The sequence below is a fragment of the Nonomuraea sp. NPDC046570 genome (genome assembly GCF_040645915.1).
GTDB lineage: Bacteria > Actinomycetota > Actinomycetes > Streptosporangiales > Streptosporangiaceae > Nonomuraea.
In genome coordinates, this window is sequence record NZ_JBEYZF010000008.1 from 1 (window position 1) to 15,258 (window position 15,258).

The window sequence follows — 15,258 nt, forward strand, 5'->3', positions numbered from 1 at the left end:
CTCTCACGCGATGCCGCATCCACCACCCTGCACGCCGAGCACGTCTGAGACGTGTACGCCGCCGGGACCTTGATCACCTTGCTGCCGGTGTACCGGGCCGCGTTGTGCACCGCGAGTTCGAGTCCGTACCAGCCCTTGTCCAAGATCGCCTTGTTGAGGCCGGACTTTTGGGCGACCCGCGAGCCGGGTTGCTCAACGGTGCCCTTCGCGCCGGCCGTCATGTTCTTCGTTTTGAGGTCTTCCAGCACGACCGTGCCGTACCGGCTGGTGAGCGTCGCGGCGAGCCGGGTGTTGAAGTCCGCGCGGCGGTATCGGACCCGCCGCATGACCACGCCCAGCTTGGCCACCACGCTCTTGCGCCGGTTACTGCCCTTGCGGGTGCGGGCGAGTCGCTGTTGAAGACGCCGGTATCGCCGCGCCTCACCGGAGGTGATGAATCCTCTGTCGTGGAAATCCCCGTCGCTGGTGGTGGCCGCGATCACCACGCCCCGATCGAGACCCACGGCCGGGCCCGCATGCGTCTGGGGGGTGGCCTGGCCGTCCTCGACGAGGAACGACACGAACCAGTGCCTGCCGTCGCGGGTGATCGTGGCCGAGCGCACGATTCCGCTGGGCGGCCGTGACCAGCGGAACCGCACCCAGCCGAGTTTCGGCAGCTTCACCCGGCCCCAGCGGCGGCCGATCCGCTCCACGACGATCTGCTTGGGGTCGGGAAACCGGAACGACGGCGACCACCTACGGTGGCAACGCCACCGGACTTTGAAAGCCCCGTGTGTCCTGCACGCCTGGTCCAAGTCTTTGAGAGTCTGCTGCAGGCAGTGTGACGGCGCGTCCGCGAGCCAGCCGAAATCCTGTTTGGCGTCGGCGAGTTGCTTGCACTGCTCGGCGTAGCCGATGAACGCCCCGCGCTTGCGGTAGGCGCGGCGCTGCTCCAGGCCGGTGTTCCATACCGACCGGCAGATGCCGCCGATCTGTTCGGCGTAGGCGACCTGCTCGGGGGTGAACTCGACCCGATACTTGCGGCCGGTCAGCATGAAACACCTCCCTCCACAGAAACACCTAAGGTCCCCAATGGAACCACGCGGAATCATGGTTGCGTATGAGTGTTCGACAACTCCGAGACAATCTCGGCCGCCGTGTCGAGGCGGCGCACCTGACCGGGGAGCACACCATCGTGGAGAAGTACGGCGAGACCCAAGCCGTCCTTGTCCCCTACACATGGTGGGCCGGACAGCAAGAACGTTCGGGTCAGGGCACGCTCGCGCCCTAGCGGGCACTCCCGCTCGGGCTAACCCCGGCCTGAAGGCCGGGGCTTGCGCCCTTCGAGTTCCGTCAAGAGTTCTCCAGGTCGCCGCTGCGGAGCCGGGGTAGATCGCCATGCTGGGACGATGACCGAAGCCAGGTGGAGGCAGCTCACCGAGATCCCGCTCCTGATGGCGGGCCTGGTGTTCTACGTGACCTACGCGTGGCCGATCCTGGACCAGAGCATGGCGCCGCGCTGGCGGCTGCTGTGCCACGTGCTCACCTTCGCCATCTGGTCGGCCTTCATCGTCGACTACTTCGTCCGGCTGTACCTGGCGCGCGGCCACCGGCGGGCCTTCGTCCGGGGCAACCCGCTGGACCTGGCCGCGCTCGTGCTGCCGGTGCTCAGGCCGATCCGGATCGTCAGCCAGTTGCAGCGCGTCTCGTGGACGCACGAAAGGCTGCGCGTCGACCCACACCAAAGGCTCGCGACGTACGGCCTGGCCTCGGTCCTGTTGCTCGGCTTCGCCGCCGCGGTGGCCGTGCTGGACGTCGAGCGGAACGCTGTGGGGTCGACGATCACCACGTTCGGCGACGCCGTCTGGTGGACGCTGACCACCGTCACGACCGTGGGGTACGGCGACACCTACCCGGTCACCGTCCGGGGCAGGCTGATCGGCAGCCTGGTGATGATCGGCGGCATCGCTGTGCTGGGCGTGGTGAGCGCCTCGGTGGCCACCTGGTTCACCGGGCGTTTCCAGAAGCACTCCGACCAGGTGGACGAGCGGCAGGCGGGCGAGGCCCGGGTCCTGCTCGCCGAGGTGCGAGAGCTGCGCGCCGCGGTGGACCGGGCGCTTCCCGGCCAGGGGCCGGCGTCAGATTGATCGGGTCAGCGCCCGGGAGACCCCGAGTGCGGCGGTCTTCACCGCGGGTGCGAGCCTGGTCGGGTGGAAGCGGGCCAGCGGCACCGACACCGACAGGGCGGCCACCACGGCCCCGTCGCTGAAGACGGGCGCCGCGATGCAGGCCCCGCCGAGCTGCGCCTCCTCGCGCTCGTAGGCCAGCCCGGCCGCCTGGATCTGCCCGATGGCCTCCTCCAGCCGCTTGGCGTCGATGATCGAGTGTGGGGTGAGCCGCCGCAGCGGGCGGCCCAGCACCTGGTCGATGAAGTCGGGCCCCGAGTAGGCCAGCAGCGCCTTGCCCACCCCGGTGCAGTTCAGCGGCAGCCGCCCGCCGACCCTGGACGGCAGCGAGAACGACTCGTGGCCCCGGATCTTCTCCACGTAGACCACGTCGAGCCCGTCCCGCACGCCGAGGTGGATGGTCTCGTGCGTGGCCTCGTACAGGTCGTGCATGAACGGCAGGGCGGCATGGCGCAGATCGCGTTCGAGGGGGACGATGCTCCCGAGCTCGAACAGCCGGCGGCCGAGGTAGTAGCCGCTCTCCCGGCGGGTCACGGCGCCGATCTCGGTCAGCTCGGTGAGCAGGCGGAAGGCGGTGGTCTTGGCCAGATGGCAGCGTTCGGCGACATCGACGAGCCGGAGCGGACCGCCCGTGGGGCGAAACGCGTCGAGGACGAGCCACGACTTCTCCAGCATGGAGAGGCGATCGGTGTTCCGTGTCACGGAACGCATTGTTGTCCATAGAGGCTGCCCGGTTCTATACCCATAATGGCGGATAAATGAGGAGATCGAGTTGTTTGAGCAGGTCGCTCATTTCATCGGCGGGCAGCCGGTGGCTGAGGGCAAGATCTTTCCGGCGTACGATCCGGTGACCGGCGTCGTCGTGCGGCAGGTCCACGAGGCGGACCGGTCCGTCGTGGATCGCGCCGTCGCGGCGGCCAGGCAGGCAGCGCCCGGGTGGGCCGCGCTGCCCGTCGCCGAGCGGGCGCGGTGGATGCGCAGGCTCGCCGACGGCATCGAGGCCCGATTCGACGACCTGGTGGCCGTGGAGATCGCGGACACCGGCAAACCAGTGGAGCAGACCAGGACGCTGGACATCCCGCGTGGCGCGGCCAACTTCCGCGCCTTCGCCGAGATCGCCGCGCAGCGCCCGGACAGCGCCTTCCACCTGCCCGGCGTGCTCAGCTACACCGTGCGCAGGCCGATGGGCGTGGTCGCGGTCGTGGTGCCGTGGAACCTGCCGTTCCTGCTGATGACCTGGAAGCTCGGCCCGGCCCTGGTCGCGGGCAACACCGTGGTGGTCAAGCCGTCGGAGAACACCCCGGGCTCGGCCGCGCTGCTCGCCGAGATCTGCGCGGACATCGGCCTGCCACCCGGCGTGCTCAACGTCGTCCACGGGTACGGCCCGGCCGGGCAACTCCTGGTCGAGCACGAAGGGGTGGACGCGGTCACCTTCACCGGCTCCACCCGTACCGGGGCGACGATCATGAAGTCGGTGGCCGACCGGGTCAAGCCGGTCTCCTTCGAGCTGGGCGGCAAGAACGCGGGGCTGGTCTTCGCCGACGTCGACCTGGACAAGGCGGTCGACGGCTGCGTGCGCTCGGTGTTCACCAACGGCGGCCAGGTGTGCCTGTGCACCGAGCGGCTTTATGTGGAACGCCTGATCTTCGAGGAGTTCTGCGCCCGGCTGGCCGAGCGGGCGGGATCGGTGACCCCGCAGCCGATGATCTCCGCCGAGCACCGCGAGAAGGTGCTGTCCTACTACGAGCTGGCCAAGAGCGAGGGCGCGCAGATCCACACCGGCGGCGGCGTGCCGCAGTTCGGCGACGCCCGCGACGGCGGCTACTTCGTGGAACCGACGGTGATCTCCGGGCTGCCCGCGACCAGCCGGGTGAACACCGAGGAGATCTTCGGCCCGATCTGCCATGTCACCCCCTTCGACACCGAGGCCGAGGCGGTGGCGCTGGCCAACGACAGCGACTACGGCCTGGCCGCCACCGTCTGGACCTCGAACCTGGACCGCGCCCACCGCGTCGCCCAGCGCCTGGAGGCGGGCCTGGTCTGGGTCAACACCTGGTACCTGCGCGACCTGCGCACCCCGTTCGGCGGAGTGAAGCTCTCCGGCATCGGCCGCGAGGGCGGCACCCAGTCGCTCGACTTCTACTCCGAGCCCACCACGATCACGATCAAGCTGGAGCAGCCCGATGAATGACGAGTGGTCCGAGGCCGTGGACGTCCGCACGCAGGCGGCCGACCGGCTGCTGGAGGCGGAGCGGTCGGGCAAGCCGTGCGCCCCCGTCCGGGATCTCATCGCGACGGCCGGCGAGGGTTACGCCGTCCAGGAGGTGAACACGCGCCGGGCCCTGGACGAGGGCCGCAGGCTGGTGGGCCGCAAGATCGGGCTCACCAACGAGGCGGTGCGCAGGCAACTCGGCGTGGACTCGCCCGACTTCGGCATGCTCTTCGCCGACATGGCGTACCTGGACGGGCTGCCGGTGCCGTACGGCCGGTTCCTGCGGCCGAAGGCGGAGGCGGAGGTGGCGCTGGTGCTGGGCGCCGACCTGGAGGGCGGGCCGTTCACGGTCGCCGACGTGCTGCGGGCGGTGGACTTCGCGCTGCCCGCCATCGAGATCGTCGACTCGCGGATCGCCGACTGGGACATCAGCCTCGCCGACACGATCGCGGACAACGCCTCCAGCGGCGCGTTCGTGCTCGGCAACACGCCCGTCCCGCTGGCCGGGCTCGACCTGAGACTGGCCGGGATGACCATGACCAGGCGCGGCCAGGAGGTCTCGACCGGCGCGGGCGCCGCCTGCCTGGGCCACCCGCTGAACGCGGCGGTCTGGCTGGCCGACACGCTCGCAGGCACCGACTTCCCGCTGCGCGCGGGCGACATCGTGCTCACCGGCGCGCTCGGGCCCGTGGTGCCGGTCGAGCCGGGCGACGTGTTCGAGGCGTGGATCGACGGCCTCGGCTCGGTGCGGGCGGTGTTCTCCGAGTGAAGATCGCGATCATCGGCTCGGGGAACATCGGCACCGACCTGATGTTCAAGGCGCTGCTGTCGAAGAAGGTGGAGGTCGTCGCGATGGCGGGCATCGACCCTGCCTCCGACGGCCTGGCCAGGGCGCGCAGACGCGGGGTGGCGACGACCGCCGAGGGCGTGGACGGGCTGGTCGCGCTGCCCGAGTTCGCCGGCGTGGACATCGTGCTGGACGCAACCTCCGCCGCCGCGCACGCGCGCAACTCGGCGACCGTGCTGGCGCACGGCAAGCGCGTCATCGATCTCACCCCGGCGGCCATCGGCCCGTACGTGGTGCCCACGGTCAACCTCGACCAGCACCTGGCCGAGCCGAACCTCAACATGGTCACCTGTGGCGGCCAGGCGACGATCCCCATCGTCGCGGCCGTGTCGTCGGTCGCCCGGGTGCGGTACGCGGAGATCGTCGCCTCCATCGCCTCCAAGTCCGCCGGACCCGGCACCCGGGCCAACATCGACGAGTTCACCGAGACGACCTCCCGGGCGATCGAGCAGGTCGGCGGGGCCGAACGGGGCAAGGCGATCATCGTGCTGAACCCGGCGGAGCCCCCGCTGATCATGCGCGACACCGTCTACTGCCTGGTCGAGGAGTGCGACGAGGAGGCCGTACGGCACGCCGTGACCGAGATGGTCGCCGCCGTACGGGAGTACGTCCCCGGCTACCGCCTCAAGCAGGACGTCCAGTTCAGCCCTATCGAGGACGAGGAGCCCGTCTGGACACTGGTGCCCGGCGCCAAGGGCGGGACGAAGGTGAGCGTGTTCCTGGAGGTGGAGGGAGCCGCCCACTACCTGCCGGCCTACGCCGGGAACCTGGACATCATGACCTCGGCCGCGCTGCGCACCGCCGAGCGGCTGGCCGAGACCATGACGGAGGTGGGCGCGTGAGCACCCGGATCTACGTCCAGGATGTGACGCTGCGGGACGGCATGCACGCCATCCGGCACCGCTACAGCCTTGAGCAGGCCGCCGGGATCGCCCGCGCCCTCGACGCCGCCGGAGTGGCCGCCATCGAGGTGTCGCACGGCGACGGACTGGCCGGGGGCAGCTTCAACTACGGCCCCGGGGCGCACACCGACGAGGAGTGGATCGAGGCGGTCGCGGGAGCCGTACGGAACGCACGGCTGACCACGCTGCTGCTGCCCGGCATCGGGACCGTGCAGGACCTGCGCAAGGCGCACGCGCTCGGGGTCACCTCGGTGCGGATCGCCACGCACTGCACCGAGGCCGACATCTCCGCCCAGCACATCGCCACCGCCCGCGAACTGGGCATGGACGTGGCCGGATTCCTGATGATGTCGCACATGGCGCCCCCGGAGGTGCTGGCCGAACAGGCCAAGCTGATGGAGTCGTACGGCGCGCACTGCGTCTACGTCACCGACTCCGGCGGCGGCCTGACCATGGACGCCGCCCGCGAGCGCATCCGCGCCTACCGTGACGCGCTGCGCCCGGAGACCGAGATCGGCATCCACGCCCACCACAACCTGGGCCTCGGCGTGGCCAACTCGGTCGTCGCGGTGGAGAACGGCTGCCTCCGGGTGGACGCCTCGCTGGCCGGGATGGGCGCGGGCGCCGGAAACTGCCCGATCGAGGTGTTCGTCGCGGTGGCCGACCTGATGGGCTGGGAGCACGGCTGCGACCTGTACGCGCTGATGGACGCCGCCGACGATCTCATCCGCCCGCTGCAGGACCGCCCGGTGCGGGTGGACCGGGAGACGCTGACGCTCGGCTACGCGGGCGTCTACTCCAGCTTCCTGCGGCACGCCGAGACCGCCTCGGCCCGCTACGGCGTCGACACCCGCGCCATCCTGACCGAGGCGGGCCGCCGCCGCATGGTGGGCGGCCAGGAGGACATGATCGTGGACATCGCTCTCGACCTGGCCCGGGGAGGCTCGGCATGACCAAACTGGCCGCACTGCTCGACCAGGCCTGCCGTACGGCTGTCGCGATGCCGCAGCCCGAGGAGGAGTTCGACCCCTACGAGGTGCAGCGGGAGGTGATCGAGCAGCGGCTGGCCCGCGGCGAGCGGGTGACGGGTGTGAAGCTGGGCTTCACCAGCGAGGGCAAGCGCCGTCAGATGGGCGTGCACGACCTCATCCTGGGCCGGGTCACCGACGCGATGGCCGTCGCCGACGGCGGGGTGGCCGACCTGGGGCGCTATATCCACCCGAGGGTCGAGCCTGAGGTCTTCTACCTGGTCGGCAGGCGGATCGAGACGGTGGCCGACGCGCTGGCCCCTGGCGCGGTCACGGCGGTCGCGGCCGGTATCGAGATCATCGACTCCCGCTACGAGAACTTCCGGTTCTCCCTCGACAGCGTGATCGCCGACAACACCTCGGCGGCCGGGTACGTCGTCGGCCCCTGGCAGCCCTACGACCCGCGCGACTGGAACCTGGGCGTGGTCTTCGAGATCGGCGGCAGGCCGGCGCACGTCGGTTCGACGGGCGCGATCCTCGGCGACCCGCGCCGGGCGGTCGTGGAGGCGGCCCGGCTGGCCGAGCGGGCCGGAGTCGTGATCGAGGCGGGCTCGCTGCTGCTCGCGGGCGCGGCCACCCCGGCCGAGCCGCTGCCGCCGGGCGCGCACGTCCGAGCCGAGATCCAGCGCCTGGGCTCGGTGTCGTTCACGGCGGGACCGGCACGGTGAACGGGATCCGCGTCGACGGCAAGGCCACGCCCCGGGGCCGCTTCCCGCACGTCAAGCGGGCGGGCGACTTCCTCTACGTGTCCGGGACGAGCTCCAGGCGGCCCGACAACAGCTTCGCCGGTGTCGAGGTGGACGAGTTCGGCACCACGAACCTCGACATCCGCGTCCAGACCCGCGCGGTGATCGAGAACATCGGCGACATCCTGGTGGCGGCCGGGGCGTCGCTCGGCGACCTCGTGCAGATCACCACCTACCTCGTCAACATGAACGACTTCGGCGGCTACAACGAGGTCTACGGCGAGTTCTTCGACGAGACCGGCCCCACCCGCACCACGGTGGCCGTCCACCAGCTACCCCATCCGCACCTGCTCATCGAGATCCAGGCCGTCGCCTACCGACCGGAGGAGCGAGCATGATTCCCCCCATCGACTTCACCAAGTGGATCGACGAACACGCCCACCTGCTCAAGCCCCCGGTGGGGAACAAGATCATCTTTGAGGGGGCCAACGACCTGATCGTCATGGTCGTGGGCGGCCCCAACGCGCGCACCGACTTCCACGTCGACCCCTACGAGGAGCTGTTCTACCAGGTCCGCGGCAACATGCACGTGAACGTCATGACCCCCGAGGGGCCCGACACGGTGCACATCCGCGAGGGGCAGATGTGGCTGCTGCCGCCGAACCTGCCGCACTCGCCGCAGCGTCCCGAGCCCGGCTCGATCGGCTTCCTGGTCGAGCGCGTCCGGCCGGAGGGGGTGCTGGAGAAGTTCCAGTGGTACTGCCTGGACTGCTCCCACCTGGTCCACGAGGTGGAGCTTCAGGTCCGTGACATCGTGGCCGACCTGCCCCCGGTCTTCGAGGCGTTCTACGCCGACGAGAAGGCCCGCACCTGCGGCGCCTGCGGCGCGCTGCACCCCGGCAAGGGATAGATCTTGATCGTCGACGTGCACACCCACTACGTCCCCAAGGGCTGGCCGGACCTCGGCTGGCCCGAGGCGCCCCGGCTGCGCGTGGAGTCGGAGCGGGAGGCGATGATCCTGCTCGGCGACCGGGAGTTCCGGCGGGTCCAGGACGACTGCTGGAACCCGGCCCGGCGGCTGGAGGTCATGGACGCCGACGGGGTGGACCGGCAGGTGGTCTCGCCGACGCCGGTCTTCTTCGGGTACGACCGGCCGGCGGCGCAGGCCGTACGGATCTCGAAGATCTTCAATGATCTGGCGCTGGAGATCTGCGCGGACGAGCGGCTGATCCCGTTCTGTCAGGTGCCGCTGCAGGATCCCGACCTGGCCTGCGCGGAGCTGGACCGGTGCCTGGCCGCCGGGCACCGGGGCGTGGAGATCGGCAACCACGTCGGCGACCGGGACCTCGACGACGAGGGTGTGGTGCAGTTCCTCAAGCACTGCGCGGAGACCGGCACCCCGGTGTTCGTGCATCCCTGGGACATGCCGGGCGGTCCCCGGCTGAACCGGTGGATGGCGCAGTGGCTGGTCGGCATGCCGGCCGAGACCCACCTGTCCATCCTGGCGCTGATCCTCGGCGGCGTCTTCGACCGCGTGCCCGAGTCGCTGCGGATCTGCTTCGCGCACGGCGGCGGCTCGTTCGCCTTCTGGTTGGGCCGCTTCGAGAACGCCTGGCACCGCAGGAACGACCTGGTCGGCGTCTCGGAGTTCCCGCCCTCGCACTACCTCGACCGGTTCAGCGTCGACTCCGTCGTCTTCGACGAGCGCGCCCTCAGGCTGCTGGTCGACACCCTCGGCGAGGACCGCGTGCTGCTCGGCTCCGACTTCCCCTACCCGCTCGGCGAGTCCCCGGTCGGCGAGCTGGTCCGCGGCGCGGCCTTCCTTTCGAGTACGGCACGCGCAAAGATCCTCGGAAACAATGCCGAGCGGTTCATCGGCAGCACCCCCCACTGAGAAGGGCGGTCGCCGTGCTCGGGCACAACGGCGTCGGCAAGACGTTCGTCTATTCCGCCGCCACTGCGGACTTCCGCAGGGATCCGGCGGCGGCCAAGGAGTATCTCGGGGTCGGCGCGTAGCCGGTTCCGTTGAGCGGAATGAGTGGAAATATGACGGTAAATCGGGATGCGTGTCTTGGGCTTGACGATCAGGACCCGTTGAAGGGGTTCAAGGACGAGTTCGTGCTGCCCCACGGGGTGATCTACCTCGTGGGCAACTCGCTGGGGGCGCTGCCTCGCCGTACCCCCGAGCGGGTGGCGCGCGCGGTGTCGGAGGAGTGGGGGCGTGAGCTGGTCGGCGGCTGGAACAGCGCCGGGTGGTACGCCCAGCCGCTGACCACCGGGGACCGGCTGGCGCCGCTGATCGGTGCGGGGGCGGGGCAGGTCGTGGTGGGCAACACCACCTCGATCACGGTGTTCCAGGCCGTCTCGGCGGCGCTGCGGCTGCGGCCGGGGCGCCGGGTGATCGTCGGGGACGTGACGAACTTCCCGACCGACAACTACATGCTGGAAGGGCTGGTCAAGGCGCTCGGCGGGGACTACGAGATCCGCGACTTCGCCGAACCGCTCGGCGACGACGTGGCCGTGGTGCTGCTGTCGGAGGTCAACTACCGGACCGGGGCGCGCTACGACGTGCCCGCCGTCACCGCGCGGGTGCAGGCCGCCGGGGCGCTGATGGTGTGGGACGTCTGCCACAGCGCGGGCGCGATGCAGGTGGACGTGTCCATGGCCGACTTCGCGATCGGCTGCACCTACAAGTACCTCAACGGCGGGCCGGGCGCCCCCGCGTTCCTGTACGTCAACCCGCGCCACCAGGCGGACGCCGAGAACGTGCTGTCCGGGTGGTACGCGCACGCCGAGCCGTTCGCCTTCGAGGCGGGCTTCCGCCCGGCCGACGGGATCAGGCGGTTCACCGTGAGCACCCCGCACGTGCTGTCGTTCGCCGCGCTGGAGGCGGCGCTCGACATGTGGGAGCGGGTGGACATGGCCGAGGTGCGGGCCAAGAGCGTCGCGCTGACCTCGCTGTTCATCGACCTCGTCGAGGCGGGCACGGACCTGGAGCTGGCCTCGCCGCGCGACCCCGAGCGGCGCGGCAGCCAGGTGTGCTTCACCCACCCCGACGGCTACCCGGTGATGCGGGCGCTGATCGACAGGGGTGTGCACGGGGACTTCAGGGCTCCGGACATCCTGCGCTTCGGCTTCGCACCGCTGTACATCGGCTACGCGGACGTTTACGACGCGGCGCGGACGCTGATCGAGGTGCTCGGCAAGGAGCTGTGGCGCGACGAGAAGTACGCCCAGCGCCTCGCGGTCACCTGAGCCGGTTCCGGTGCGCGGAACCGGTCAGGTTCCGTGCGCCGGAACGGGGTATTGGGGGCGCGGGCCGTACCCAGCACGCTGAGACGCACCCCCAGCCCGAAAGGCACCGCGATGCGTCAACTTCTCCGCCAGGCCCTCGTCACCTCAGGTGTCGCGGGCCTGCTGCTCACCTCCGGCACCGCCGTGGTCCAGGCAGACAACGCCACCGCCGACGAGAACATCCCGTCGATGTGCGGCGACCGCCGCCCGGCCGACCCGGCCCCCGGCGAGTACGGCATGCAGCTCGACGGCACCTTCCGCCACCCCGCCCTCACCCCGGCGGGCGAGGAGCGCTTCTCCTTCCCCGGCGGCGCCCAGGACCTGTTCCCCAAGACCAAGGGCTACGACCCCCGCTCCTACCTCGAGGGCCCGATCAAGCTGGAGGCCTCCTACCGGGGCGCCGACTTCACCCCCGACTACTTCCACAGCTGGCAGAACGTCGTCGACTTCGACGGGCGCCGCTACCTGTTCCAGTACGACCGCAGCGAAGGCCGCGTCTACGACGTCACCGACGTACGCAAGGTGAAGATCGTCGAGCGGGTGAGCCGCAACGACGTCAAGGCCGAGTGGGGCGAGAACGTCGAGCTCAAGAAGGGCAAGGACTGGGACGCCTACGACTACTGGGGCGCCTCCACCATCCAGTGGCGGGACGGCCACTACATCATGATCCAGTCCTTCGAGCAGAAGCGCCAGGTCGGCGAGCTGGGCGACAGCCTGGAGCACACCAAGTTCAACAACCCCGACGGCGTGCGGAAGCTGCGCGAGCAGACCTCGTTCAAGGGCTTCAAGGTCTACCGGCTCGACGGGCCGCGCAAGAAGGACTGGAAGCTGCTGTCCACGGTCACCACCGACGCGACGCTCACCGACCCGAAGCCGGGCGCGCAGCAGGGCTCGGGCTCGCTGGACGTGCCGTACTGGACCGGTGGCAAGTACATGTTCATCGCCGTCGCGCCGCTCGACACCTGGAGCAACACCGAGGTCCCGACCTACCTGTACTCCGCCGGATACCAGGCCTACGACATGACCGACCCGGCCAACCCGAAGAAGGTCGGCGAGTGGCACCGCAAGGGGCAGGTGGCGGGTGATGCCGCGTACGCGAAGAACCCGCGCTGCGGCAACCAGACGTCGTGGATGGGCGCGCGGATGCCGCTGTTCATCCCCAAGCCCGTGGAGGAGGGCGGCAAGTACGGCTTCGCCGCGCTCGGCGGGTTCGGCCTGTCCGTCCTGGACATCTCCGACCCGTCGAAGATGAAGGAGGTCGGCCACCTCGACCTGCCGATGTCGGTCGGCGGCACCGAGGCCGACAACGTGGACGTGTCGCAGTACGAGAGGACCGGCATGGTGTACGTCTCCGGGTACCCGCTCGGGGAGGACTGCCACGAGCCGTACAAGGATGTCTTCCAGATCGACGCGCGGGACCCGGCCAAGCCCAGGATCGTGGGCGCGCTGCCCAGGCCGAAGCCCGCCGCCGGGGCCAGGTTCGCCGACTACTGCCAGCGCGGCGGCAGCTTCGGGCCCAAGCGGACGGGGTCGTACACCTCGCCCGGCGACCCGAAGGCGGGGCTGCTGCCGTACGCGTTCTACAACGCGGGCGTGCAGTTCTACGACACCCGGGACGTGAAGCACCCGAAGATCGCGGCGCAGTTCGTGCCGTCCGGATTCGCCAAGGGCGTGCCGGACTACGCGCTCGGCAACCAGACGCACGCGATCTACGTCGAGTGGGACCGCAAGCTCGTCTGGGTGTTCACCAACGACGGGATGTACGCGGTCTCCTCCAAGCAACTGCTGGGGGCGCCGAACCTGGGCAAGCCCGCCAAGCCGTTCCGCACCAGCGCCCGCTGACCCCCGGCGTCCACCGTCTCCCGGGGGCGGGGAGAGGCATTCCCGCTGGCTGGCTAGCATGGAGCTGCCCACAAGGCACTCCATTGTTCGCCCGCGTCTCCGTGCGGCCTGCGCACGAGCGGGTCGGCGGAAGCGTGGTCCCAGCCTCCCGGGAGACCCCCGCCATGCTGTTGACCTTCGCGGTCACCGCACTCGTCATGATCATGATCCCCGGCCCGGACGCGGCCCTGATCATGCGAAGTTCCCTCGCCCACGGTCGCGTCGCCGGGATGCAGACCATGCTCGGCGGCGTCCTCGGGCTCACCGTGCACGCCGCTGCCGCCGCCGTCGGGATCTCCGCCCTGCTGGCCGCCTCGCCCACCGCGTTCACCGTGGTCAGGGTGCTCGGCATCGGGTACCTGCTCTGGCTCGGCGTGCAGACCCTGCTGGCCAGCCGCCGGCCGGTCGAACCGCTCGCGGCCTCGACCTCGCCCACCGGGCACGTACGCCGGGGCCTGCTGTCGAACCTGCTCAACCCCAAGGTGCTGCTGCTGTTCGTGACGTTCCTGCCGCAGTTCCTGCCGACTCACGGGGAGACGCTGGGCAGCGCGCTGCTGCTGTCCGGGATCGTCGCCGGGCTGTACGTGCTCTGGTTCACCCTCTACAACGTGCTCGTCGACAAGGTGAGCACGCTGCTGCGCACGGCCAAGGTGCGCCGCCGGATCGAACGGGTCACCGGCGTCCTACTGGTCGGCTTCGCGCTGCGGCTAGCTGTCCAATAGCTTGATCGCCCGCTTCGGGGCGATCGTCCGGTAGCTCTCCTCCACCCAGTCGATCAGCACCTCGGTCTCCGGCAACTCCCCCATGAACGGCACCGTCACCCAGCCCGCCTTGCCCAGGCCGTACCCACTCGGCGCGGCGCCCTCCACGGTGAGGGCGTGGCCGTGCGAGGCGGGCAGCTTCACGCCGAACGTGGGGCTCCACTTCTCGGTCGGCTCGTCGAGCCCGAGAAAGAGGAACACCTTCTTGTTGACCTTGATGACGGTCTCACCCCACGGGAAGTCCTCATGGGTCTCGGGCAGGCTCAGCGCGAACGCGCGCAGTTCCTCCCGTACGTCATGCCAGTCGGTCATGCGATGGACGCTATCGAAAAGGCAGGTCGGGTGCGCTAGAGGGGTTTACGGAACTCGGTGAGTTTTGTGTCGATGGTTGGGCGGATGCGGTCGCGGGCCTGCATGCGGGGGACGCCGGACATGAGCAGGGTGTCGTAGTCGGTGTCGAGGTGGCGGATCGAGGCGACGACCGCCAGGGTGATCGCGTTCTCGTCGAGGGCCTTGGCGGCGGCCGTACGGCCGACTCTGCCGCTGCCGCGCAGGGCGGCGTGGGCCGCGATCGACTCCGCGCGGTCGGCGGGGCAGCCGGGGAAGAGTCTGGCGATCTCGGCCGCCATCCTGGCCTGGAACTCGACGTCCTGGTCCGCGCGGCGCTCCCGGTCGCGGTCGCGGCGGCGCAGCCGTACCTCCTCGTCGGCCAGGCACTGCTCCTCGGCCCGCGCCAGCGCGGCCTCCTCGATCAGTACGCCCTGGCGCTGGTAGACCTTGCGCCGCCGGTTGTACTGGACGACCACGGCGGACAGGCCGCTCTCCTTCTTCGCCCGGCGGCTCAGCGCCGCGTTCCCGGCGGGCAGGAGGACCAGGTGGTCGAGGTCCGCGCAGGTCAGGCAGTGCGAGTCGGCACCCTCCATGATCAGGTACGGGCCGGTGTCGCCGCAGGTCGCGCAACGCCACGGGTCGAGCGGTGCGATCACCACCAGGTCGGGCGCCTTGCTCTGGCGCTCGGTGAGCTGCCGCACCCGGGCCTCGCTGAGGTCGGGGGAGACCCAGTGGGTGCGGAAGAGCCGCTCGGAGCTCGCCGACGCGGTGAAGCGCAGCTCGCCGTGGTCGCGGCCGCTCGACAGGTACGGCATCTCGACCGGCCGGAGACCCTTGGACCGCGCCCAGTCGCGCAGCAGCGCCGCCGCCTCGGTCAGCCGGGCGTCCTCGACCGCGGCCAGCTCGCCCAGGGTGGCCGCTCTGCCCTGCCGCCACTCGTCGACATGGCGGGTACGCAGCCAGCGCAGCCCCGTGGCCACATCGACGAACGTCACGTACTTCCGGGTGGTGAGCGCGATCTCGGCGGCGTCCGCGACCCTGCGCTCCAGCTTAGGCTTGCTCACGCAGCCAAGCTTGCCTCAGGCGCCCGTCGAAGGGCGGGTGGCGGTCACCGTTCGCGGCTGATCTCGCCGGAATGCCCCATCTCTCAAG

General features: G+C 70.2%; 17 protein-coding genes. 13 read left to right on the plus strand and 4 right to left on the minus strand.

Features of this window, described 5'->3' with window-relative positions; genetic code table 11:
- Positions 1-1,034: transposase (locus tag ABZ911_RS15165; protein ID WP_358055378.1), on the minus strand; the 1,034-nt coding region annotated here is incomplete at its 3' end.
- A gap of 65 nt (positions 1,035-1,099) precedes the next feature.
- Here ABZ911_RS15165 and ABZ911_RS15170 point away from each other — a divergent pair.
- Both ABZ911_RS15170 and ABZ911_RS15175 read left to right on the plus strand, forming a co-directional pair.
- Positions 1,100-1,270 (plus strand): hypothetical protein, encoded by a 171-nt coding sequence (locus ABZ911_RS15170; RefSeq protein ID WP_358055381.1) that lies wholly within the window; start codon positions 1,100-1,102, stop codon positions 1,268-1,270.
- 118 nt (positions 1,271-1,388) lie between these two features.
- Complete coding sequence (locus tag ABZ911_RS15175) at positions 1,389-2,126, plus strand: ion channel (RefSeq protein ID WP_358055383.1); 738 nt, start codon at positions 1,389-1,391, stop codon at positions 2,124-2,126.
- On the opposite strand, the gene ABZ911_RS15180 is transcribed toward ABZ911_RS15175, so the two are convergent.
- Entirely contained in the window at positions 2,118-2,876 is a 759-nt protein-coding gene (locus tag ABZ911_RS15180; protein WP_358055385.1) for an IclR family transcriptional regulator, read from the minus strand. The genes ABZ911_RS15175 and ABZ911_RS15180 overlap by 9 nt on opposite strands.
- Positions 2,877-2,937: 61 nt before the next feature.
- On the opposite strand from ABZ911_RS15180, the gene ABZ911_RS15185 reads away from it, so the two are divergent.
- The 11 genes from ABZ911_RS15185 to ABZ911_RS15235 all read left to right on the plus strand — a co-directional run bounded on the left by ABZ911_RS15185 (position 2,938) and on the right by ABZ911_RS15235 (position 13,737).
- On the plus strand, positions 2,938-4,356 hold the full coding sequence (locus ABZ911_RS15185; RefSeq protein WP_358055387.1) for a 2-hydroxymuconic semialdehyde dehydrogenase: 1,419 nt from the start codon (positions 2,938-2,940) through the stop codon (positions 4,354-4,356).
- Positions 4,349-5,146, plus strand: a complete 798-nt coding sequence (locus tag ABZ911_RS15190; RefSeq protein WP_358055389.1) for a fumarylacetoacetate hydrolase family protein — start codon at positions 4,349-4,351, stop codon at positions 5,144-5,146. Before ABZ911_RS15185 ends, ABZ911_RS15190 begins: the two co-directional genes overlap by 8 nt.
- The gene (locus ABZ911_RS15195) at positions 5,101-6,066 is read left to right on the plus strand and encodes an acetaldehyde dehydrogenase (acetylating) (RefSeq protein WP_358055391.1); all 966 of its coding nucleotides are present in this window, start codon (positions 5,101-5,103) and stop codon (positions 6,064-6,066) included. The genes ABZ911_RS15190 and ABZ911_RS15195 overlap by 46 nt, the downstream gene beginning before the upstream one ends.
- Positions 6,063-7,079 (plus strand): 4-hydroxy-2-oxovalerate aldolase, encoded by a 1,017-nt coding sequence (gene dmpG, locus ABZ911_RS15200; protein ID WP_358055393.1) that lies wholly within the window; start codon positions 6,063-6,065, stop codon positions 7,077-7,079. Before ABZ911_RS15195 ends, dmpG begins: the two co-directional genes overlap by 4 nt.
- The gene (locus ABZ911_RS15205; RefSeq protein ID WP_358055395.1) at positions 7,076-7,822 is read left to right on the plus strand and encodes a fumarylacetoacetate hydrolase family protein; all 747 of its coding nucleotides are present in this window, start codon (positions 7,076-7,078) and stop codon (positions 7,820-7,822) included. Before dmpG ends, ABZ911_RS15205 begins: the two co-directional genes overlap by 4 nt.
- The gene (locus ABZ911_RS15210; protein ID WP_358055397.1) at positions 7,819-8,238 is read left to right on the plus strand and encodes a RidA family protein; all 420 of its coding nucleotides are present in this window, start codon (positions 7,819-7,821) and stop codon (positions 8,236-8,238) included. The genes ABZ911_RS15205 and ABZ911_RS15210 overlap by 4 nt, the downstream gene beginning before the upstream one ends.
- On the plus strand, positions 8,235-8,750 hold the full coding sequence (locus ABZ911_RS15215; RefSeq protein ID WP_358055399.1) for a 3-hydroxyanthranilate 3,4-dioxygenase: 516 nt from the start codon (positions 8,235-8,237) through the stop codon (positions 8,748-8,750). The genes ABZ911_RS15210 and ABZ911_RS15215 overlap by 4 nt, the downstream gene beginning before the upstream one ends.
- A gap of 3 nt (positions 8,751-8,753) precedes the next feature.
- Entirely contained in the window at positions 8,754-9,734 is a 981-nt protein-coding gene (locus ABZ911_RS15220; protein WP_358055401.1) for an amidohydrolase family protein, read from the plus strand.
- Between the two features lie 152 nt (positions 9,735-9,886).
- Positions 9,887-11,095 carry a kynureninase gene (gene kynU, locus ABZ911_RS15225; protein WP_358055403.1) on the plus strand — a complete coding sequence of 403 codons (1,209 nt, stop codon included), beginning with the start codon at positions 9,887-9,889 and terminating at the stop codon, positions 11,093-11,095.
- Between the two features lie 111 nt (positions 11,096-11,206).
- A complete protein-coding gene (locus tag ABZ911_RS15230) occupies positions 11,207-12,976 on the plus strand; it encodes a hypothetical protein (protein WP_358055405.1) in 1,770 nt (589 codons plus the stop codon).
- Positions 12,977-13,140: 164 nt separating this feature from the next.
- Positions 13,141-13,737 carry a LysE family translocator gene (locus tag ABZ911_RS15235; RefSeq protein ID WP_358055407.1) on the plus strand — a complete coding sequence of 199 codons (597 nt, stop codon included), beginning with the start codon at positions 13,141-13,143 and terminating at the stop codon, positions 13,735-13,737.
- Here the strand turns inward: ABZ911_RS15235 and ABZ911_RS15240 are convergent.
- Complete coding sequence (locus ABZ911_RS15240; RefSeq protein ID WP_358055409.1) at positions 13,723-14,088, minus strand: MmcQ/YjbR family DNA-binding protein; 366 nt, start codon at positions 14,086-14,088, stop codon at positions 13,723-13,725. The genes ABZ911_RS15235 and ABZ911_RS15240 overlap by 15 nt on opposite strands.
- Positions 14,089-14,123: 35 nt before the next feature.
- A complete protein-coding gene (locus ABZ911_RS15245) occupies positions 14,124-15,170 on the minus strand; it encodes a DUF2293 domain-containing protein (RefSeq protein ID WP_358055412.1) in 1,047 nt (348 codons plus the stop codon).
- Positions 15,171-15,258: the final 88 nt, after the last annotated feature.

Bases quoted from the DNA above. Each gene is read 5' to 3' on its own strand.
- ABZ911_RS15170 (WP_358055381.1), top strand. From the start codon at position 1,100: ATGAGTGTTCGACAACTCCGAGACAATCTCGGCCGCCGTGTCGAGGCG.
- ABZ911_RS15175 (WP_358055383.1), top strand. From the start codon at position 1,389: ATGACCGAAGCCAGGTGGAGGCAGCTCACCGAGATCCCGCTCCTGATG.
- ABZ911_RS15180 (WP_358055385.1), bottom strand. From the start codon at position 2,876: ATGCGTTCCGTGACACGGAACACCGATCGCCTCTCCATGCTGGAGAAG.
- ABZ911_RS15190 (WP_358055389.1), top strand. From the start codon at position 4,349: ATGAATGACGAGTGGTCCGAGGCCGTGGACGTCCGCACGCAGGCGGCC.
- ABZ911_RS15205 (WP_358055395.1), top strand. From the start codon at position 7,076: ATGACCAAACTGGCCGCACTGCTCGACCAGGCCTGCCGTACGGCTGTC.
- ABZ911_RS15215 (WP_358055399.1), top strand. From the start codon at position 8,235: ATGATTCCCCCCATCGACTTCACCAAGTGGATCGACGAACACGCCCAC.
- kynU (WP_358055403.1), top strand. From the start codon at position 9,887: ATGACGGTAAATCGGGATGCGTGTCTTGGGCTTGACGATCAGGACCCG.
- ABZ911_RS15230 (WP_358055405.1), top strand. From the start codon at position 11,207: ATGCGTCAACTTCTCCGCCAGGCCCTCGTCACCTCAGGTGTCGCGGGC.
- ABZ911_RS15235 (WP_358055407.1), top strand. From the start codon at position 13,141: ATGCTGTTGACCTTCGCGGTCACCGCACTCGTCATGATCATGATCCCC.
- ABZ911_RS15240 (WP_358055409.1), bottom strand. From the start codon at position 14,088: ATGACCGACTGGCATGACGTACGGGAGGAACTGCGCGCGTTCGCGCTG.